Genomic DNA, 20,037 nt, shown 5'->3' with positions numbered 1-20,037 from the left:
CTCCTTCTACAATTATCAAATACAAGTCCTGATCTATTTTTATCAATGAAAATAAATATAAAATCTCTAAGTGTATTAGAATAATATTTGGGTTAATTTTAGCATTTTATGTCAGTAAAAGCAACGAATTCAGCCAAAAAAGCAGAAAACCAACATCACTCTTGTTGTTTTTCTGCTTTTTTTGTCTTATTAAAATATATTAATTAATCTGTTATATGGCTTTAACTCCTTAATTTAAAGTTTCCAATTAAATCTTTTAGCATTTGTGCCTGTCCTGATAGTTCTTCACTTGCTGCAGCACTTTCCTCTGCAGTGGCAGCATTAGTTTGTACCACAGTTGAAATTTGGTCTACTCCCAAATTAATTTGTGCAATTGAAGTAGCCTGTTCAATTGATGCAGCTGCAATTTTATCAATTAGACTTACTGCTTCGTTTGTTACCCTTGCACTTTCGTCTAATGAGCTTGCTGTTTTACCAGCCAGTTCTGATCCATTTTCAACTGCCTCTAGTGTTTCATTAATTAGGGAAGTTGTACTTTTAGCGGCTTCTGCCGATTTACCAGCAAGGTTTCTCACCTCATCCGCAACTACTGCAAAACCTTTTCCTGCACTACCTGCCCTTGCTGCCTCTACAGCTGCATTTAAAGCAAGAATATTTGTCTGAAATGCAATATCTTCAATGACTTTGATGATTTTTGATATTTCAGAGGACTTTATTGTTATTCGATCCATAGCGTCTACCATGTTTCTCATTTGTTCATTACTGTTTAGCAGTTCTCTGCCTGCCAGATCAGCTCTGTCATGTGCTGATTTAGCATTCGATGCATTTTGACTAATATGTTCACTAATTTCAGTAAGAGATGCGGCAAGTTCTTCAATAGAACTTGCCTGTTCTGTTGCCCCCTGAGATAATGCTTGCGCTCCATTGGAAACTTGATCAGACCCGGTTGCTACTTCGTCTGCCAGTCTATTGATTTGTAGTAATGTAACACTTAAATTCTCCAAAAGTGCCTGCATATTATCCTTTAATATTTTAAATTGTCCCAAGTATTCTCTTTGGGGTTGAATTGTTAAATCTCCTTGTGACACACTTAATAGAGAATCCGAAATTTCATCAATATATCCCTGATAATTGATCAGCCTGTCTATAGTCAAATTAAATGATTTAGCAAGTTGTCCAACTTCATCCTGTGAATTTATGGAAAGATTAACATCAAAATCGCCATCCGCAATTTGTTGCGCTCCCTTGGTGATTTTTAGAATAGGCTTTACAATTGCAGTTGCTATAAAATAAATAGCTATTACAACCACTAATAGGATTAAAGCTATCAGTAACGCTACCGATTTAATTGTAGCTTCAATGCCGTTATCTAATAAAGTATTAATAGTTTCCATCGGTACACCAACAAAATAAATACCTATTATATTTTTATTGGAGTCATAAATTGGTTTGTATCCTGTCATATAAGACTTATTAAGAATATCTGCCTGCCCATAGTACGCTTTCCCTTTAGATATTTCTTCATAAGCTTTTCCCTTTACATCTAATGTTGTCCCAATCACTCTATTCCCTTTATCATCTGTAATAGTAGTAAGTATACGTTTATAATCACTGCCATCTTTGGCAAAAACAGTAGCAACAACATTCATATTTTCAGCTAACTTATCAATATACTCATACCTTTCATCAATTGGTTTTCCGAACTGATCTACGAGCTTTCCTTCACCTAAGAGACTTACAGTACCAAACTGTTCCTCAACATATAGTCTAAGCATATTATTGTCACCATTTAATTGATTTTCCATTTGAGTCTTCATAATGGCATCAGTAACATTAAATCCTTTAATAAGTCCAATCGTTACTGTCAACAGGGACGATACAATAACCAAAACAAGTACAACTAAAATCATTTTTCCTTTTAAACTTCTCATTAAATACATACCTCCAAATTTGTAGTCATTGTATAGCAAGTCCGTTAACTTATTTAAACTATTGGTATATTGGGAAATCTATACATTTAATCATCATAGCTTACTAATACGCATTAGCTTTTTAATGCATAAATTAACATATTTTATGTACGACGTCAATGGTTTATAAAAATTATGTCGAATTATGTTAAAAAAAGTAGCTGCTTGAATATTTATTACCACATTTTTACTATATGTAAACAAAGTAAAACGGTAACCATCAAAATTTTAAGTGTACTATTCTAAAAAAATCAAGTATACTTATAGGTAAACTAGGTTTATATAATAATGTCTAAATCTGTCTGGTGGGAGGACAATATGGATAAAAAAAATCAAATACTTAATGCTGCTTATGAACTTTTTGCTGAAAAAGGATACAGCCTATCAATGTCTGAAATTGCAGAAATTGTCAAAATCAAAACACCTTCTCTATATAGTCATTTTAAAAGTAAGGATGAAATTATTGAAATAATAATAAAAACTGAAATCGAACATTGTTTTGATACAATTCACAAGAAAGCACAAAAATTAAAAGATAAAAGTTGTGAGGAAAGACTTAAAAATATATTGTTTCATACGATTGAATATTGTGATAAAGGCAGTCACTTAAGATTTTGGAGGAATATGTCTTTATTAGAAAACAAAGAGCTGAGAAATATGAGTTCAACTTTCATCCAGGAACGGGATAACTGTCTGGTTGATAATATAAATAGTTGTTTTGAAAAGGGAATTAAAGATAAAGAAATTAAAGATACAGTAAATGAAGGACAAGTTTATTTATATTTTTCCATGATACAAGGTATCTTGAATTCAACACTTTTGATTCAAGATAATTCAATATCCACTGAGAATTTTGCCTCAATGGCTTGGGATGCCTATTGGGATGGGATCAAGGCCTAAATAAGAAGAAAAAAGCAACTGATACGTTTTATTGCGTCTCAGCTGCTTTTTTTTCACAAACCTTTATAAAATCCTTAAAAGCCGTTGGAATAGCATATTGCTGGTTTATTTGGTTTTTCGTAACCCAAATAAAATCTACTACACTTTTATCTGCCTCCGCAAGAACAAAATACCCCTTCATATGCCATTCCCTATGACTAAATATATGCTTCGATGGTATTAACTCTGTAATCTGTTTAACTTCAATTCCCATATCCGTCAAAACATCCTTACATTGATTTTCGTTCAGATAAACATCCACATTAGGAAATTCCCAAAGATTTGGTAGTAATCCGCCTGCTTCTCTTTTTCGAAGGGCAAACTTTCCCTTTGATGAAATCACAAAAACAGTCTTTTTATCAATACTACGTACTTTTTTTAAAACTTTTATGGGTATTTCTGATGTTAGTCCATGCCTATATGCCTTACAATGTTTACTGACTGGGCACTGGATACATTTTGGTTCCCCATTTGGAATACAAATTGTTGCACCCAAATCCATTAATGCCTGATTAAAATGGCCCGGTTCTTCTTGTGAAACTAGATGAGCCGCAATTTCTTGCATTTGTTTTCTTATTTTAGTGTTACTTATATCCTCATGGCTCGCAAGTAATCGTGCTATAATACGTAGAACATTTCCATCTACTGCAGGAACTGCTTTCCCAAATGCAATCGAAGCAATGGCCCCTGCTGAATATGGTCCGATTCCGGGAAGAGAAACCAACTGCGTAAGTTCTGATGGAAGTTCTCCCTGATGTTCTGCAACAAGAATCTGAGCAGCTTTCTTCAAATTAAGTGCTCTGTTATAATAGCCAAGCCCCTGCCAAAGTTTCAGTAATTTATCTTCCTCTACAGCAGCAAGTGCTTGTACAGTAGGCAATTCAGAAATGAATTTCATAAAATAAGGTATAACTGTGTCTACTCTGGTTTGCTGTAACATCATTTCTGATATCCAAACTCTATAAGGTGTAGGCTCGTTTCTCCATGGAAGTACTCTGGCGTTTTTATGGTACCATTCCAAGAGATCACACTGAAACAGATAATTATTCTTCATTTTGCGGAAATATAACTACTAGCATCATTTTAAAAGTTTCCTGTGCAGATACAGCATGTGGTTTCTTTGCGGGCATAATCAATGTTTCATTTGCCTTTAATACATATTCCACTCCATCCACAGTGAATTTACCGGTGCCCTCCAAAACAGTAACCATAGCATCTCCGCTTGAGTCATGAGAACTGATTTCTTCCCCTTTATCAAAAGCAAATAATGTAATACTCACAGCTGAATTTTGTACCAAGGTTTTGCTTACAACTTGGCCTGAAAGTACTTCAACCTGATTTGCCAATGAGATTACTTCTTCATGATTAATGTTTTTAATAAAAACGTTTTTCATTATAATTCCTCCTTTAAAATATGATTTTCTTACCTATGACTTACGATAAAGATAACTTCTTATACCTTTCATACCGTTCTCTCGAATTTTTCTCTGCCAATACAAACAATTCTTCTGCCTCATCTGGAAATATTTTAGCTAAAGAGCTGTAGCGGACCTGACCCATAAGAAAATCACGAAAACTTTCTGTTGGTTCTTTTGAATCAAGGATAAAGGGGTTCTTTCCTTCGTTCTTTAAGTCCGGATTATAACGATATAAATGCCAATACCCAGCCTTAACAGCTCTTTGAATTGTCTCCATACTTCTACCCATACCTTCCTTTATTCCATGACTTATACATGGTGCATAGGCAATGATGAGAGATGGCCCTTTATAGCTTTCTGCCTCCACTACTGCTTTCATAAATTGAGCATTATCTGCATGAATGCCAACCTGTGCTACATAAACATTTCCATATGTCATCATCATTAAACCAAGGTCTTTCTTTCCTGACTTTTTACCTGAAGACGCAAATTTAGCAATAGCTGCAGTTGGAGTTGATTTGGAGGCCTGCCCTCCAGTATTGGAATAAACCTCTGTATCAAATACAAGCACGTTGATATTCTCACCAGATGACATAACTTGGTCAAGTCCGCCAAAGCCAATATCATATGCCCAGCCATCGCCGCCGACAATCCACTGAGAACGTTTTGTCAAATAATCTTTACGTTGCTTAATACAATCTATCAATTGCATAATTTTAGGATCAGGATTCTTATAAATATCTAAAAATTTGAGCAATTTATCACTTATCTGCTTACTGATGCTCCCATCCTCTTTATTGTTTATCCAATCGTTGATTAGGCTCTTAATATTTTCATCTATATTGGCCGCAATCAATTTTCTCATATTTTCTTCAAGATTATTCCTCATTTGCTTCACTGCCAGATGCATCCCAAAACCAAACTCTGCATTATCTTCAAAAAGTGAACTAGCCCAAGCCGGACCTTTTCCTTCTTGGTTAGTAGAATATGAAGTACTTGGCGCACTGGCTCCCCAAATAGATGAGCATCCTGTGGCATTGGCAATCATCATACGCTCCCCATATAATTGAGTAATCAGCTTAATATAGGATGGCTCCCCACAACCGGCACATGCACCTGAGAATTCCATTAGTGGTTCCTTAAATTGGCTATCTTTAACTGATTTACCAAGGGCTATTTTAGTTTTATACCCAATTTCACAGTTAGCAAACTTCCAGTTCTCTACTTGTTCATTTTGTGTGATAGCAGGTTTCATAATTAATGCTTTTTCTTTTGCCGGGCAAATATCTGCGCAATTACCACAACCTGTACAATCCATAGGACTAATCTGCATTCTAAAATGCAATCCTTCATATACTTTGCCTTCTGCTTTTCGTGTTTCAAAGGAAATCGGTGCCTTTCGCACTTCCTCATTTGTAAGAAGGAAGGGTCTTATTACTGCATGCGGACAAATATATGAACATTGGTTACATTGAATACAGTTTTCTTCAATCCACTCTGGAATATTAATTGCAATCCCACGTTTTTCGTAAGCAGTAGTTCCAGATAGAAACGTACCATCTTCTCTACCCTTAAATGCACTAACAGGAAGTTTCTGGCCCTTCTGTGCCTGCATAGGTCTCATTATAATTTTTACAAAGTCAGGTTCTTCATCAAATTCTTTTGTATCCATTTTTTGATTTCCATTTAAATTTAGCCAATTCCTTGGAATCTCTACCTTGTGAACACTTTCAACGCCTTTGATTATAGCTTCTTGATTCATCTGAACTACCTTTTCTCCCTTTGTTTTGTAAGAATAGGTTACAGATTTATTCAGTTCATTAATAAACTCCTCTTGTGAAAGGATTTGAATGAGTTTAAAGAAAGCGCCTTGCATCACCATGTTTATACGATTGCCCAGACCAATGTCTTTAGCAATTTTAATTGCATTAATTGTATAAAATTTTATATTCTTTTCTGAAATTATCTTTTTATATCTAATAGGTAGATATTCTTCCAATTGTTGGTCAGACCATTGACAATTAAGAACAAAAATACCCCCAGTCTTTATATCATCAAGTATATCATACTTATTGACATATGATTGGTTATGACAGGCTACATAATCTGCATTTGCAACAAGATATGTGGATTTAATTGGTGATTTTCCAAACCTAAGGTGAGAAATAGTTACACCTCCAGATTTCTTAGAGTCATAATCAAAATATGCTTGAACGTGATTATCTGTTTTATTACCAATAATCATAATAGCCTGCTTATTCGACCCCACCGTTCCGTCAGAACCTAATCCCCAGATCTTGCATGAGAAACGGTCAGATGGTTCTGTGGAACTGATATAAAGTCTTTCCAAGGAAGTATTTGTCACATCATCGACAATTCCAAGTGTAAAATGTTTTTTGGGATATTTTTGTTTTAAATTTTCATATACAGCAGTAATGTCTATTGAATCGGTATCCTTTGAGCCTAAACCGTATCTGCCGCCAATAATCATTGGGGCATCCTCCATCCCAATATAGCAACTACATACATCAAGGAATAGAGGTTCACCAATTGCTCCTGGTTCTTTAGTACGATCTAAAACAGCAATTTTTTTAACAGTATTAGGAATGCAGTTTAGCAAATGTTTTACAGAAAAAGGCCGGAATAGGTGAACCTTTACCAAACCATATTTTTCTCCTCTTGAATTATAATAATCTATTGTTTCTTCAATAGTTTCAGTTACAGACCCCATTGCTATAATAATATACTCCGCATCTGGTGCACCATAATAGTCGAAAAGGCCATATTTTCTACCAGTTTTATTGCACATCTTGTCTAAATATTCTTCAACAACTGAAATCAGATTATTATAAAACGGATTACTTGCTTCCCTTCCTTGAAAATAAATATCTGGGTTCTGTGCGGTTCCTCTGATTACTGGATGATTTGGTGACAGAGCTCTGTCTCTGAAATCCTGAATTGCCTTATAATCTATCATCTGAGCATAATCGGAGTATTCAAGAGCTTCCACCTTGTGTATTTCATGAGAAGTTCTAAATCCATCAAAAAAATGTACAAATGGTACTCTTCCTTTGATTGCAGATAAATGTGCAATGGGAGCAAAATCCATAACCTCTTGTACCGATCCACTGGCTAACATGGCACATCCTGTTTGCCTTACTGCCATCACATCCTGATGATCCCCAAATATACTAAGTGCATGTGTAGAAAGTGCTCTTGCACTGACGTGAAGAACTCCCGGTAATAGTTCACCTGCTACTTTATATAGGTTTGGAATCATTAATAGCAGCCCTTGCGATGCAGTAAATGTAGTTGTTAAGGCTCCTGCCTGTAGTGATCCATGAAAGGCACCCGCTACACCTGCTTCTGACTGCATTTCAACCAGACTGACTTCCTGATCAAATATATTTTTCCTTCCCTTTGCAGACCAGTCATCTGTAACCTCCGCCATACCAGAGGATGGTGTTATTGGATAAATAGCAGCCACATCTGTAAAAGCATACGCAACATATGCTGCTGCTGTATTACCGTCTAAAGTCATCTGTATCTTTGACATAATAATTCTCCAATTCTATCATTCTTTTATAGCTGACTACCATTGTCTACCCAATTTTTTGCTTTTCCAATGTTATACTCTGATGGAATATTTAAATTGGTAATACTTGCTGTTTGTTCTGTGTTTGTCCACGCTGCTGTACCTTCATTATTTGTAGAATCTACCGGGTTTAATCTCATATTGTCTGCTCCGTTTAGCGTATTTTTTGTGCTGTCCTTCATTAATGTTTATCCTCCTTAACTGGTGATATAAGTAATAACTTTAAAATTTCCAAAAACATAAATTATTATGCTAATTTCATACATTTTGCTAGAAAATAAAGTTAATTATACTTTTTATACAAAAAAATAAGAGTTCTTCAAATCTGAAAAACTCTTATTACATATTTTATATTATACTATGGGCTTGACACATATGATTCTTTTGAATTTCAACTGTTTCAAAGCTTGCTGAAAGGCCATCATAATTTAGCATTCTTCCGTATAGCACACCCTCCAGACCTAATAGTATTTTTATGCATTCTACCGCCTGTAACGACCCAATTACACCAACCACTGCCCCCAAAGCAGGGCTCGGCCGTTTTAACACTGTATCACCATATCTAACACATTGGAGGCAAGCGTACTCTCTTTTAATTGCTATTATAAACCCATAAAAGCCATTTACACCGCCTTCAACTAATGGTATATCCATCTGTAGACATCCGCGATTCACAATTAACCGCGTTTCCACATTGTCAACACAATCTATAACCACATCTGAACCTTTAATTATTTCCATAATATTATTTTCTTCCAGCTTTTCCGATACCTGATGTATTGTAATTGTGGAATTAATGCGACTTAAAACCTCTTCAGCAACTTCTACTTTTGATTTTCCTACTTCTTTTTCGCCATATAGAAACTGCCTGTTTAAATTTGATTCCGATATCGTATCATAATCTACCAGAGTAATTGTTCCAACTCCTGCACAAGTAAGATAGGTAAGTACTGGTGAAGCAAGCCCACCAGCACCTATTACCACTACCTTTGATTGTTTTAATATATTCTGGCCGTTTTCACCTATCTGATTCATCAAAACCTGACGTTGATACCTCATCATCAGCCACCTCCTACTGGTGGAAATATAGCAAGAACATCTCCATTCTTAACAGGTGAATCTAGTTCAGAATGTCTCCCATTTATTAGATAGATAGATACTTCATCGTAAGAAATGTGGAAATAATCTAATACTTCGCTGGCTACGTGAAACTGGTCGGCATCTAAAAAAGTATTCTTCTGCCTGCCTTCACGAAATGTTGCAAATAACCTTACTTCAATCATCATAAACCTCCCTAAGGGCGATCATCTGATATAAATTAATTGATTCCCTTGTAATTTTTATATATGAATATTACATTAATCCTAAACGTTCTAATGTTTCCTGTGTTGGGAATCCGTTCTCCCAGCCACGCACTTTATAATACTCAGGTAATGTAATAGCAATCTGGCTTACCTGACCTTGTGAAGGTCCATTAGAAATCGGTTCCTCTGTTAATCTTTTCGGCAAAGAATCATCTTCTGGCTTCATACCGGCAGCTTTATTGAACATACGTTCAATGTTGTAAATTCTTTCGCCTACCTCTAACAATTCTTCCGCTGTGTAGCTTGTTCCTATACCCGCGTTCAATAAGTCTGCGTATTCAGCTGCCCCTAAAGCAAAAGACGTAAATAAACAAAGTCCCATAGAATCAATTACCGCAGTTAAATCCTGCAAAACCTTAGCCCACAAAGCCTTACCTTCCACTGCTGTACGATCTAACTGCTGTGGCAAACCAAGAATCTCTGGTGAGATCATATAACCACGCACATGACAACCACCTCTGTTACTTGTTGCATACGTAATACCTATACCCTGGATAGCACGTGCGTCATATGCTGGTATTTCTAGCTTCTTTACACTCATTGAAAGTTCAGGATGTCCATAATGTTCGCACAAACGATAAGAGCCTTCCGCCATGAGTTTGCCTAACGGCATTTCTGCCTCTCCCATTCGCTTAGTCCATTCAACAATAGCTTCCGAACTACCCCAATTTAGTGGAACACCCTCACATTCCTCTTCAGTTATATATCCCTTTTCATATAATTCCATAGCAGCAGCTATGGTACAAGGAGTGGAAATGGCATCTAAACCATATTCGTTACACCAGTAGTTTGCTGTATTAATTGCATTTAAATCATCTATTCCACAGTTACCGCCATATGCCCATAACGGTTCATATTCCGGTCCACCTACAGCTTTACCCTCCATCTTTACTACACGGCCACAGCCTATTGAACATCTATGGCAATAGCTCTGTTTTACAAGATAATCACTTTTCAAAGTTTCACCTGAAGTATTGTCAGCATTTTCAAAATAGGACTGCTGCCAGTTTTTCGTTGGGAAAGAGCCTGTATTATTAATAATATTCACTAGAACAGCTGTTCCAAAAGTAGGTAATCCACCACCTGTCACTCCATTTTCTTTAATAAGACTAAAACATTTTTTGCTTACTTCTTTTAATGCTTCTGAATCGTAGGCTTCCATTTCTTTTTTGGTTGCTGTAACCGTAATTGCTTTCAGGTTTTTCGACCCCATAACAGCACCAACACCACTTCTTCCTGCCGCACGATCTTTATCATTCATTATGGCAGCTATTAAAGACAAATTCTCACCTGCCGGCCCAATGTTTAAAACAGAACAATCTTCATGTACTTTTTTTAATTCTTCATCGATTTCTTCACTCTTCATGCCTACATACTCATCTGCAGGCATCAGCAAAATCTTATTATCCTCAATATTAATATAGACAGGAGTCTTTGCCTTTCCCTCTACAATGATTGCATCCCATCCTGCATATTTTAGCTTTGCTCCCCATATACCTCCAGAGTTTGAACTTGCAATCATACCATTCAATGGTGACTTTGTAACTACCATATAACGGCCTGATGTAGGAACTTTTGTTCCTGTCATAGCACCCGTGATATAAATCAGTTTATTGTCTTCTGACAGTGGATCAACTGTTGCAATCCCCTCATCATAAAGCATTTTTGTTCCAAGTCCACGTCCTCCGATAAACTTTTTTGCTAACTCCAAATTTAACTCTTCAACCTTTATTTGTCCAGTTGACAGGTTAATGCGCGCTATCTTTCCATTGTATGCTGTTTGCATAATATCACCCTTTCCTTTCAATAATGAAATGTTCACAAAAACAAATGTATTGTGTTTACATTAAAATGAAATAGAAAAGGAGTCCTTTCCAAGCACGGGAGGCATTAATTCTTAGGTTAATACCCATTGATTTTATCTACTCAAGATAAAACTCGGATCCTTTTTCAGTATAATACATTATATTTCTGAATATTTCAACCATTTTCGATACATTGCAATATATTACATGCTTTTATTCTTTCCATATCTTATCACCAACCTGTATTCTCCCCGACTGTACAACTTTTGCAAACCTTATGCCTATTTTTAATTCACATGGTTGATTCTCTTGTATCAGCCTGCACTCAAGAAAACATCTCTTGGAATATGCCGTAACCTCTATCGTTGCAGCATTTGTCTTCAGTATATCTCCTTGATTAAGATAGGCATAATTCAATCCTTCCGTCACAATATTTTCCTGAAATCTTGCTAAGCATAATCCTTCTATCTCTTGTGTAACTGTCCATATTTTCGCATTTGATGAAATTAAAGCTATTTGTTTTTCACCCCCCATTGCATGACAATCCCCTATTATGCCTTTTCCCTCCTCAAGTTCTACAAACTGAACATTTTCAAATGATAGTTCTCTATTCCTTTGTATCTGAAGTGCTTCTACATATCCTGACTGCAATTTTTCACCTCTCCGTTAGTGCATTATCTCATCAATAAAGTTGACCAGCCCTGCCTCCTCATATTCATAACCACCTGTTTCATCCAAACGAACATGAAATTCCTTACTTTTCAATACATTTATAAATGTTGTAATTTCCGGAAGTTGTAAATACTTAACTGGTATAGCAAAATCATATTCCTCTAACCCTATTTCAATAAAGTCTAATTTCATTGCTTTGGCAGCCGACAGGATTCCTAAACCTGCATCTGCACTGTCACTTGATACAAGTGCAGCTACTGCCATATGTGTAGCCGCTTCTCGGTCATATCCTGGAATCTCACAAGGCTCTATGCCTGCTTGTTTCAACTTATAATCAAATAAAACTCTTGTTCCTGCTCCCCGTTGCCGATTAACATAACGACAAACTTTCAAATCCTCTATTCCTTTTATGTGTAATGGATTGCCCTTTTTTACAAATATACCTTGAATGCGCATTACACCTTTGATTAATGCCATTGGTTCATTAAATATTTTTTTTAGATAAGATGTATTATATACACCCGAAGCTTCATCCAATAAATGAATAGGTGCAATATGAGCTTCTCCCCTTTTAAGTGCCATTAGACCTGCATAACTTCCTACATGTGTACTTGATAAATGTGTGCCCATATAATTTACAGACATCAAATCTGCAATCATATCTAGTATTAAATCATGACTTCCGATAGAAACAATGGTATGTCTTATTTCTTGCAGACTCCTGTATAATTCTACTGTTACAGTGTCTCCTGCTTCTACTCCTTCACTATTTTGATTAATTACGCAAAAACCATCTGCACGTACAAGACTCATAGCTGCACCTGCACCTCGGGCAAGTGGAGATGCAACCAATTTATCTCCCACCTTCCCAACCTTTACCCTGACATATTCTTTATGCTTCAGCGAAGACACCATACGCTTGGATATTATTGCTTCCACCACATCATTTTCATAAATACTTTCTCCCGTAAATAAAGAAAGCACTGGTTTTACAAAATTTTCGAAGCCAATATAAGCGGATACAGGATAACCTGGCAGTCCTACAATTGGCTTTCCTTCTGCAATCGAAAGAATTACGGGCTTCCCTGGCTTAATGGCTACTCCGTGAACAAGTACCTCACCTATTTCCCGTAAAATGTGTACTGTGTAATCCTCTGTACCTGCACTGGATCCTGCATTTACGATAATCAAATCATAGCTATTTAGTGCATTTTTAATAGCAGCCTTAATTTTTTTATAGTCGTCCTCAATAGGTGAAAACCTATAAGCTATTCCACCATAAGAAGTTACCATTGCCTCAAACATTCTAGAATTTGATTCAAGAATATCTCCATCCTTTGGTGTTTCCGTTGGTTCAATTATTTCTGTCCCTGTAGGAAAAATGGCAATTCGAGGGCATTTCACTACTTCAATTTTTATAATTCCTCCAGAAAATAATACTCCTATGTCAATAGGCCGTATTTTATGCATACCAGGCAACAGCATTTCACCTGTAACAATGTCTTCCCCAATAGGCCTGATATGCTGCCAACTGGCAGCTGCTTCAATAATTTGCACAGTATAATCATCTACCTCAATCACTTCCTCTGCCATAATAACCGCATCATAGGGATAACGTATTGGATCGCCTGTGTCAACCACCTTAAAGTCTTTTTCCTTTTTTAAAACAAGAGGTGTTCTTTCAGAAGCATTTTTTGTATTTAATGCAATAACTGCAATCCCATCCATAGCAGCGGCATTAAAAAGAGGGGAAGAACATTTAGCATAAACAGCCTCCCTTGTTATTCGTCCTAAGCTGTTCTCTACCGGTATCCACTCATATTGCCTGTGTATTATTCCTTTAAGTGCCCTCATATAAACATTGAGGGCTTCATCTGGTGGTGTATTACTTAAATATAAATTTCTTTTACCCATGCCTTTAGTACCTTTCAAATAAAAAACACCTCAACCACTTCGCCTTTGTTTATGCCTTCTTTATTCTGATTAATTAAAATATAACCATCTGCTCTTGTTAGAGTAGTAATTAATCCAGACTTCCCTAAAATTGGTTCAGCATAATATTGATTCCCTTGTTTAATTAGTTGCACAAGCTGACAAGTCATTTTTCCTGGAGCACTGGCAAAATTAGATGTTATTTGTGCAAATATTGATTTTTCTAGTGGCTGATTTGTAATCCTTTTCCAAAACCAGATGATAAGCAATTCAAATACCAAGATTGCAGCAACTGGATGTCCTGGAAGACCTGCCAGTAAGGTTTTTGTATTTTCGTCATATCCTAAAATTGTTGGTTTTCCTGGCTTTAATGCCAATCCGTGGGTAAACGAACCACGACTTGCTACTTGATTAATAATTTTATTTGTTACATCCTTTTTTCCCTGTGAACTTCCACCAGATATAATAATTAGGTCACTCTGCTCCATTGCCTGAATTATTGCTTGTTTAAGCAACAGCTCATCATCCTTAAGCACCTTTAAATCTATAACTTCCAGTCCATGCCTAATTGCCTGAGCATAAAGAGAATAGCTATTAATATCTCTGATTTTTCCCAAATCTGGTTTATGCTCTGGTAATACAAGTTCATCTCCTGTTGAAATAATAGTAATTTTCCAAGGTCTGTATACATCAACTTCTGTAATTCCCAAACAAGCTAATGCTCCTATTTCTTGGGGACGTATTATAGTTCCACATTTTATTACTAATTCACCCTTCTTGATATCTTCGCCTTCTAAAACTATATTTTTTCCATGTGCAATAGAAATATAAACAGCCGTTTGCCTTGTATCAAACATTTCACAATACTCAACCATTACCACTGCATCTGCTCCTTCTGGTATCATTCCCCCAGTTGGAACATATACACATTCTCCAGAATGTATTTGTTTTTGGGCAGATGCCCCCATAACAATCTCATCAATAACTTCTAAGAAAACCGGCATACTTTCTGATGCGCCCACAGTATCTTTAGAAATAACAGCATAACCGTCTACAGTTGAGCGACGGAATGCTGGCACCTGTTCTTCTGAAAAGATATCTTTTGACAAAATATATCCGTGAGCTGAAAGTAAATTCATACAAATTGTATGAAGAGTTGAATTTTGTACAATATTTATTAGTTTTTCCCTTGCTGATGCAATGGTATCTACCTTTAATAATTCCATACTACATTTATGCCTTTCCGTAATTGAACCAAGCTTTGCTAATTTCCTATATGATATCTTTCTAAATACTGTTTAATAATAGGATCTTCAACTTTTGAAAAAAGCTCTTTTGGTGCTCCAGAGGATAGTATCGTTCCGTTTGCCATAAAATGCACCTGATCACATATTTTATAAATATGTGCAAGTTGATGACTTACTATAATCCATGTAATAGGTTGTTTTATTTGAATCTCAGAAATAATCTGTTCAAACAATACAATACTGTCTGGATCTAAGTTCGCTAGAGTTTCATCCATGAGAACTACCTTTGGTTTAAATATTAATGCTCTGGCAATAGAAAGTTTCTGACGTTCTCCGCTTGAGAGACTTGGGGCATATTGCTTTTCTTTCCCCCATAACCCACACTTACTTATACACTCCATGATTTCACTTTGAGGAAGCTCTTGCTTTCTGATTTTTAATGGATAAATAAGGTTTTTATATACTGTATCGTGAAGCATGTATGGTCTTTGTGTAATAATTGTAATGTCTTTCATGGTAATTGGACCAATGTCAATTGTCCCTTTATCTGGCTCAATCAATCCTGCCATTAATTTAATCAGTGTAGATTTACCACTCCCATTGTTTCCTATCACCCCATGAATTTTATTTTCTTCTATTATTAAATCCTTAATATTCAAATGAAAGTTTCCAATGTTTTTTTCCAATTCAATAATTCTCATCATTATTCTCGTACCTTCTAATAAAATCAATTATGCTTTGGATTATAAAATATATGACAAGTAATACCACTCCCAAAGTAATTGCTTCACTGAAATCGCCTTTATTTCTCATCAATACTATTGCTGTGGTCATCGTTCTTGTCTCATATTGTATATTTCCCCCTACAATCATCACAGCACCCACTTCACTGATAGACCTTCCAAAACCAGTAATAATTATAAATAGTACATCATTTTTCAATTCCCTTATGAGCAGCCAATAGGTTTGCCACCTATTGGCGCCCATACTTTTAGCAAAATCTCGTATTTGAGGCGCCGAATTTAAAGCAGTTGTATAAACCATACCACTAATAATAGGTGTTATAAGCAGTGTTTGGGCAATAACCATTGCTTGAAAGGAAAATAGTAATTCCCACTTACCAAATAAACCTCTCCTCATTAAAAGCAAATATACCGTTAAACCTACAACCACAGGAGGCAATCCCATTAAAGTCCGATTTATTCTAACAACTATTTTCTTCCCAATAAAGTCTATCCTTTGTAAAAGGATGCCTATGGGTAATCCAATTAAACTTGATATAATCGTAGAAATAAAGGCCAGCTTAATTGTAAGCAAGATAATGTCTAAGGTTTCTTTATTTATTTCGATTCCAATATTACTCCAAAATTCCATAAAGGACCTCAATTTTCCTACTTATTCATTTGCTGTAGCATTAGGGATAAACAGTGATTCTCCGTATTCTTCTACACCAAAGTCTCCTATAAGCTTCTGTGTTTCATCTGATAGTATCCAATCAACGAAAGCCTGTGCGCCTTCTTCATTAATCTTTGAATTAAGTTTAGGATTTACAGCAATTACCCCATAATAATTTAAAAGTTGTGAATCTTTTTCACAAATAATATCCAATGTTGTTTTTTCTTTGGTGGTTAACCATGTGGCTCTATCAGAAAGAGTATAAGCATTTTTTTCATCTGCCATAAGTATGGTTGCACCCATTCCTTGACCTGCACTAACATAATTAGGATTATCAGTCGGTGTAACCCCAATGCTTTTCCAAATATCCAGTTCTTTTGTATGTGTACCAGACTCATCGCCACGAGATACAAATGTATATTGATTATCATAAATTGATTTAAAGGTTTGCTTAACGTCTTCATTCTTTTTGATGGAATTCTTTGGTCCAATGATTAAAAAATCATTATACATAACATCATAACGTTTCAGTCCATATCCAGCTTCAATAAATGCATCTTCCTTGGATTTCGCATGAACAAGCAAAACATCGGCTTCTCCTGTTTCGCCCATCTTTAGTGCTTCTCCCGTACCCACTGCTATGCTATCAACTTCCCATCCTGTCTGCTTTGTAAACTCAGGAAGTAATACATCCAATAGTCCCGAGTCCTGAGTACTAGTAGTAGTTGCTAATATAATCTTTCCTTTAGACTTTGTATTATCTGAAGAACCCTTCGTAGCATTATCATCTTCTGTAACATTACCACAACCAGAAAATACAATACTTAAAATCACAAATAATGCAATAAACACATTTTTCTTTTTCATATTTACCTCCATCCGCTACCTCAGTAGCCTAAATAATTTAATAGATATTTTGTTCGAATCAATGGAAATCATACAAAAAGTGTTTTATCTTGCGCAATTGCTAGCTGTACCCTTTAATATTTTCAGACCATGCTCTAGTTCAGGTAAAACATAAGTTAGACATTCCTCTACTGCTTTTGGACTTCCTGGAAGATTAAGGATTAATGTACCTTTACGAATACCACAGGCTGCCCTAGATAACATCGAACGTTTAGTAATTTGCATGCTATAAGCACGCATTGCCTCTGGGATTCCAGGAACCATTCGTTCTGATATCTTTTGTGTGGCTTCTGGCATACAATCTCTTTGAGAAAAACCTGTACCACCAGTTGTTAGAATCAAGTCTGCTGTATTATTATCACATAGATATTTCATCTCATCACATAACATATTCATATCATCTGGAAGAATAGTTTCATATATAACTTCATACCCATATTCCCTTACTATTCTACTTATTACTGGTCCACTTACATCTTCTCTTTCTCCTGCAAATCCAGAATCACTTGAGGTAATCACAGCTACTTTAAATCCGTTAGTTTTAGTTATTTCTAATTCCATTTTAATTACTTCCATTTGGTCTCCTTCATGAATAACACCGCCAGATAAAACCCGGGCAAAAACTCCCTCTCTTGGCATGATACAATCTCCCATTTTGTGATAGATGCTACACCCACTATGGCATTGTTTCCCTATTTGAGTTAATTCTAACAGAACCTCATTGCATTTAAATTTAGTGCCAATAGGTAACGAACGAAAATCAATTCCTTCAACAATCAGATTCTCACCAAATGCCCCTTCAGCGACTTCTGCTCCCTTATTCTTAAATGCTTCAATTTTGTCATGTGATAAAAGACTTACCTGTCTATGCCATTTTCCAGCATGAGCATCGCCTTTTATTCCATAATCTTTTATAAATTCCCCATAATGCACATTTACCTTTTCTGTACCTTTTTTTTCACTAATGCAGACTGCAATTACTTTTCCCATAAAACCTCCTGATATCATCCGCCTATTTGAGACATTTGACCTTGCTCAAATGTCTTATGATGAAGTTTCTCATTAAAATTATGGCTTAACGGCTTATCATAAATAGTTTGTTTGATTATCTGCTCTAAAACAGAATCGTCCATATTAGCCCTTAGTATGGCTTTTAAATCTGTACCTTCTGAATAATGCAGGCAGGTTTTCAGAAAACCATCTGACGTCAACCTTACCCTATTGCATTCTTCACAGAATTGATGGGATATAGCACTGATAAAACCGATTTTGCCTTGAAAATCCTGTAATGAATAATAATGTGCTGGTCCATTACCATACACATTATTTATTTTTTTGAGAGGACCATAAACCTGCTCTATTATTTTTATTATTTTATCTTCACTGAAATAGGAAAAGTTCTTTCCTAATCCAATAGGCATCATTTCAATAAATCTTACCTTTAATCTTGAGTTCTTTGCAAGACTGGCAATATTAATAATATCTTCATTGCTTGTCTCTTGAAGAGGAACACAATTTATTTTTACATTCAGCTCTGGATAGTTTAAAGATTCTTGCATAGCATCAAGAACCTTTTCTAACGCATCCTTCCTTGTAATTTTTTCATAAATCCTTGGATTTAAAGTGTCCAAGCTGATATTAACTCCATCCAGACCAGCCTTAACTAAATCTGGCAGTTGTTCTTTTAACAGAATAGCATTTGATGTCAGAGTAACACTTTTAATCCCATCTAATTCCTTGATTTGTCTAATTAAAGTAGCAATATTTTTTCTAACCAATGGCTCACCGCCAGTTATCTTTATTTTATTTATACCAAGCGTGACAAAACATCTACAAAGCCTTAGTATTTCTTCATATGTAAGAATACTCTCATGATATAAATGTTCTACTCCTTCCTCTGGCATGCAATAAATACAGCGTAAATTACATCTATCTGTTACTGATATTCGAATATAATCTATATTTCTTTTACAACCATCAATCATTAAAATTCCTTTCTATTATAAAAGTCACCACTTTTACCACCTGTTTTTTTCTCTAAATACACTTCTTTTATTTCCATATGTTTGTCCATTGCTTTACACATGTCATACACAGTAAGGAGTGCCGTAGTTACTCCAGTTAACGCTTCCATCTCAACACCAGTTTTTCCTTCTGTGGTTACAGAACAGACAGCATGTATGCACCCTGTTTCCTCACAAATATCAAAATCCACAGAGGCCTTATTTATGTTTACCGTATGGCACATAGGAATCAAAAATGCTGTATTTTTTACTGCCATAATGCCTGCTACTCTGGCTACTCCAAGAACGTCTCCCTTTTTTACGGAACAATTTAATACCGCTTCCATAACATGAGAATTAACAAAAATTGTTCCTTTGGCAACTGCTGTACGAACAGTAATATCTTTGTTGGATACATCAACCATAACTGCATTTCCTTGGGAATCAAAATGGGTAAATTCTGTCATAATATAAACTCCTATTTCTTATTTAAATGTTTGTTCATTAGTATGTAAAATATAATGGCTAACTATTCATCGCCAATGCTTACTAAGATAGAAAATATATCAAAAAATAATGTTTCTTATTGACTCAATTTTTGATTATACGCAATAAAAAACAATTTGTAAATTGATGCTTTATTTTGTTATATTATATTAGATTTATTTTAAAATAGCAAATTATTTACAGAATTTTCTGAATTATTGGCATATTTACCCCTAGTAATGTGAATTTAAGCTATAAAAAAACTGTTACAAAATAGTAAATTTGTTTACTCATTTTTTGTAACA

18 protein-coding genes are annotated in these 20,037 nt (G+C 35.5%); 1 reads left to right on the top strand and 17 read right to left on the bottom strand.

The features are described 5' to 3' along the window. Nucleotides 1-221 precede the first annotated feature (221 nt). Nucleotides 222-1,931, bottom strand: coding sequence for a methyl-accepting chemotaxis protein (locus tag RTW14_RS07740; RefSeq protein ID WP_312649141.1), 1,710 nt, complete (start codon nt 1,929-1,931; stop codon nt 222-224). Nucleotides 1,932-2,288: 357 nt separating this feature from the next. Between RTW14_RS07740 and RTW14_RS07735 the strand changes: the two genes are divergently transcribed. Continuing rightward, nucleotides 2,289-2,870, top strand: a complete 582-nt coding sequence (locus RTW14_RS07735; protein WP_312649140.1) for a TetR/AcrR family transcriptional regulator — start codon at nt 2,289-2,291, stop codon at nt 2,868-2,870. A 28-nt stretch (nt 2,871-2,898) separates the two neighbouring features. Here the strand turns inward: RTW14_RS07735 and mutY are convergent, their stop codons facing one another. The 16 genes from mutY to moaC form a co-directional block, all read right to left on the bottom strand. Further along, a complete protein-coding gene (gene mutY / locus RTW14_RS07730; protein ID WP_312649139.1) occupies nt 2,899-3,963 on the bottom strand; it encodes an A/G-specific adenine glycosylase in 1,065 nt (354 codons plus the stop codon). After that, nucleotides 3,953-4,303, bottom strand: a complete 351-nt coding sequence (locus RTW14_RS07725) for a cupin domain-containing protein (RefSeq protein ID WP_312649138.1) — start codon at nt 4,301-4,303, stop codon at nt 3,953-3,955. The genes mutY and RTW14_RS07725 overlap by 11 nt, the downstream gene beginning before the upstream one ends. A 40-nt stretch (nt 4,304-4,343) precedes the next feature. Then, nucleotides 4,344-7,883, bottom strand: coding sequence for a pyruvate:ferredoxin (flavodoxin) oxidoreductase (gene nifJ, locus RTW14_RS07720; protein ID WP_312649137.1), 3,540 nt, complete (start codon nt 7,881-7,883; stop codon nt 4,344-4,346). Nucleotides 7,884-7,909: 26 nt separating this feature from the next. Further along, complete coding sequence (locus RTW14_RS07715) at nt 7,910-8,104, bottom strand: CDIF630_02480 family spore surface protein (RefSeq protein WP_312649136.1); 195 nt, start codon at nt 8,102-8,104, stop codon at nt 7,910-7,912. Between the two features lie 166 nt (nt 8,105-8,270). Further along, on the bottom strand, nt 8,271-8,984 hold the full coding sequence (locus RTW14_RS07710) for a HesA/MoeB/ThiF family protein (protein WP_312649135.1): 714 nt from the start codon (nt 8,982-8,984) through the stop codon (nt 8,271-8,273). Beyond that, complete coding sequence (locus RTW14_RS07705) at nt 8,984-9,205, bottom strand: MoaD/ThiS family protein (RefSeq protein WP_312649134.1); 222 nt, start codon at nt 9,203-9,205, stop codon at nt 8,984-8,986. The genes RTW14_RS07710 and RTW14_RS07705 overlap by 1 nt, the downstream gene beginning before the upstream one ends. 70 nt (nt 9,206-9,275) lie before the next feature. After that, the gene (locus RTW14_RS07700; RefSeq protein WP_312649133.1) at nt 9,276-11,072 is read right to left on the bottom strand and encodes an aldehyde ferredoxin oxidoreductase family protein; all 1,797 of its coding nucleotides are present in this window, start codon (nt 11,070-11,072) and stop codon (nt 9,276-9,278) included. A gap of 232 nt (nt 11,073-11,304) precedes the next feature. Further along, nucleotides 11,305-11,742 carry an MOSC domain-containing protein gene (locus RTW14_RS07695; RefSeq protein ID WP_312649132.1) on the bottom strand — a complete coding sequence of 146 codons (438 nt, stop codon included), beginning with the start codon at nt 11,740-11,742 and terminating at the stop codon, nt 11,305-11,307. Nucleotides 11,743-11,757: 15 nt separating this feature from the next. Continuing rightward, on the bottom strand, nt 11,758-13,695 hold the full coding sequence (locus tag RTW14_RS07690) for a molybdopterin biosynthesis protein (protein WP_331654417.1): 1,938 nt from the start codon (nt 13,693-13,695) through the stop codon (nt 11,758-11,760). Further along, a complete protein-coding gene (locus RTW14_RS07685; protein WP_312649131.1) occupies nt 13,692-14,921 on the bottom strand; it encodes a molybdopterin molybdotransferase MoeA in 1,230 nt (409 codons plus the stop codon). The genes RTW14_RS07690 and RTW14_RS07685 overlap by 4 nt, the downstream gene beginning before the upstream one ends. 38 nt (nt 14,922-14,959) lie before the next feature. After that, entirely contained in the window at nt 14,960-15,646 is a 687-nt protein-coding gene (locus RTW14_RS07680) for an ATP-binding cassette domain-containing protein (RefSeq protein WP_312649130.1), read from the bottom strand. Beyond that, complete coding sequence (locus RTW14_RS07675) at nt 15,630-16,316, bottom strand: ABC transporter permease (protein ID WP_312649129.1); 687 nt, start codon at nt 16,314-16,316, stop codon at nt 15,630-15,632. Before RTW14_RS07675 ends, RTW14_RS07680 begins: the two co-directional genes overlap by 17 nt. Before the next feature lie 21 nt (nt 16,317-16,337). Continuing rightward, on the bottom strand, nt 16,338-17,204 hold the full coding sequence (locus RTW14_RS07670; RefSeq protein WP_312649128.1) for a substrate-binding domain-containing protein: 867 nt from the start codon (nt 17,202-17,204) through the stop codon (nt 16,338-16,340). 84 nt (nt 17,205-17,288) lie between these two features. Then, nucleotides 17,289-18,233, bottom strand: a complete 945-nt coding sequence (locus tag RTW14_RS07665) for a molybdenum cofactor synthesis domain-containing protein (protein ID WP_312649127.1) — start codon at nt 18,231-18,233, stop codon at nt 17,289-17,291. Between the two features lie 14 nt (nt 18,234-18,247). Continuing rightward, on the bottom strand, nt 18,248-19,228 hold the full coding sequence (moaA, locus tag RTW14_RS07660; protein WP_312649126.1) for a GTP 3',8-cyclase MoaA: 981 nt from the start codon (nt 19,226-19,228) through the stop codon (nt 18,248-18,250). Beyond that, nucleotides 19,228-19,713, bottom strand: coding sequence for a cyclic pyranopterin monophosphate synthase MoaC (gene moaC / locus RTW14_RS07655; protein ID WP_312649125.1), 486 nt, complete (start codon nt 19,711-19,713; stop codon nt 19,228-19,230). Before moaC ends, moaA begins: the two co-directional genes overlap by 1 nt. Nucleotides 19,714-20,037: the final 324 nt, after the last annotated feature.

The sequence above is a fragment of the Aminipila sp. genome, assembly GCF_032051575.1.
In the GTDB taxonomy this organism is placed as follows: Bacteria; Bacillota; Clostridia; order Peptostreptococcales; family Anaerovoracaceae; genus Aminipila.
Note: the sequence above shows the minus strand (reverse complement) of the source record. Positions and strands in the feature narration are given on the sequence as shown.

Coding starts and splice junctions, on each gene's coding strand:
- RTW14_RS07740 (WP_312649141.1), bottom strand. CDS start 1,931: ATGAGAAGTTTAAAAGGAAAAATGATTTTAGTTGTACTTGTTTTGGTT.
- RTW14_RS07735 (WP_312649140.1), top strand. CDS start 2,289: ATGGATAAAAAAAATCAAATACTTAATGCTGCTTATGAACTTTTTGCT.
- mutY (WP_312649139.1), bottom strand. CDS start 3,963: ATGAAGAATAATTATCTGTTTCAGTGTGATCTCTTGGAATGGTACCAT.
- RTW14_RS07725 (WP_312649138.1), bottom strand. CDS start 4,303: ATGAAAAACGTTTTTATTAAAAACATTAATCATGAAGAAGTAATCTCA.
- nifJ (WP_312649137.1), bottom strand. CDS start 7,883: ATGTCAAAGATACAGATGACTTTAGACGGTAATACAGCAGCAGCATAT.
- RTW14_RS07715 (WP_312649136.1), bottom strand. CDS start 8,104: ATGAAGGACAGCACAAAAAATACGCTAAACGGAGCAGACAATATGAGA.
- RTW14_RS07710 (WP_312649135.1), bottom strand. CDS start 8,984: ATGATGAGGTATCAACGTCAGGTTTTGATGAATCAGATAGGTGAAAAC.
- RTW14_RS07705 (WP_312649134.1), bottom strand. CDS start 9,205: ATGATTGAAGTAAGGTTATTTGCAACATTTCGTGAAGGCAGGCAGAAG.
- RTW14_RS07700 (WP_312649133.1), bottom strand. CDS start 11,072: ATGCAAACAGCATACAATGGAAAGATAGCGCGCATTAACCTGTCAACT.
- RTW14_RS07685 (WP_312649131.1), bottom strand. CDS start 14,921: ATGGAATTATTAAAGGTAGATACCATTGCATCAGCAAGGGAAAAACTA.
- RTW14_RS07680 (WP_312649130.1), bottom strand. CDS start 15,646: ATGATGAGAATTATTGAATTGGAAAAAAACATTGGAAACTTTCATTTG.
- RTW14_RS07675 (WP_312649129.1), bottom strand. CDS start 16,316: ATGGAATTTTGGAGTAATATTGGAATCGAAATAAATAAAGAAACCTTA.
- RTW14_RS07670 (WP_312649128.1), bottom strand. CDS start 17,204: ATGAAAAAGAAAAATGTGTTTATTGCATTATTTGTGATTTTAAGTATT.
- RTW14_RS07665 (WP_312649127.1), bottom strand. CDS start 18,233: ATGGGAAAAGTAATTGCAGTCTGCATTAGTGAAAAAAAAGGTACAGAA.
- moaA (WP_312649126.1), bottom strand. CDS start 19,228: ATGATTGATGGTTGTAAAAGAAATATAGATTATATTCGAATATCAGTA.
- moaC (WP_312649125.1), bottom strand. CDS start 19,713: ATGACAGAATTTACCCATTTTGATTCCCAAGGAAATGCAGTTATGGTT.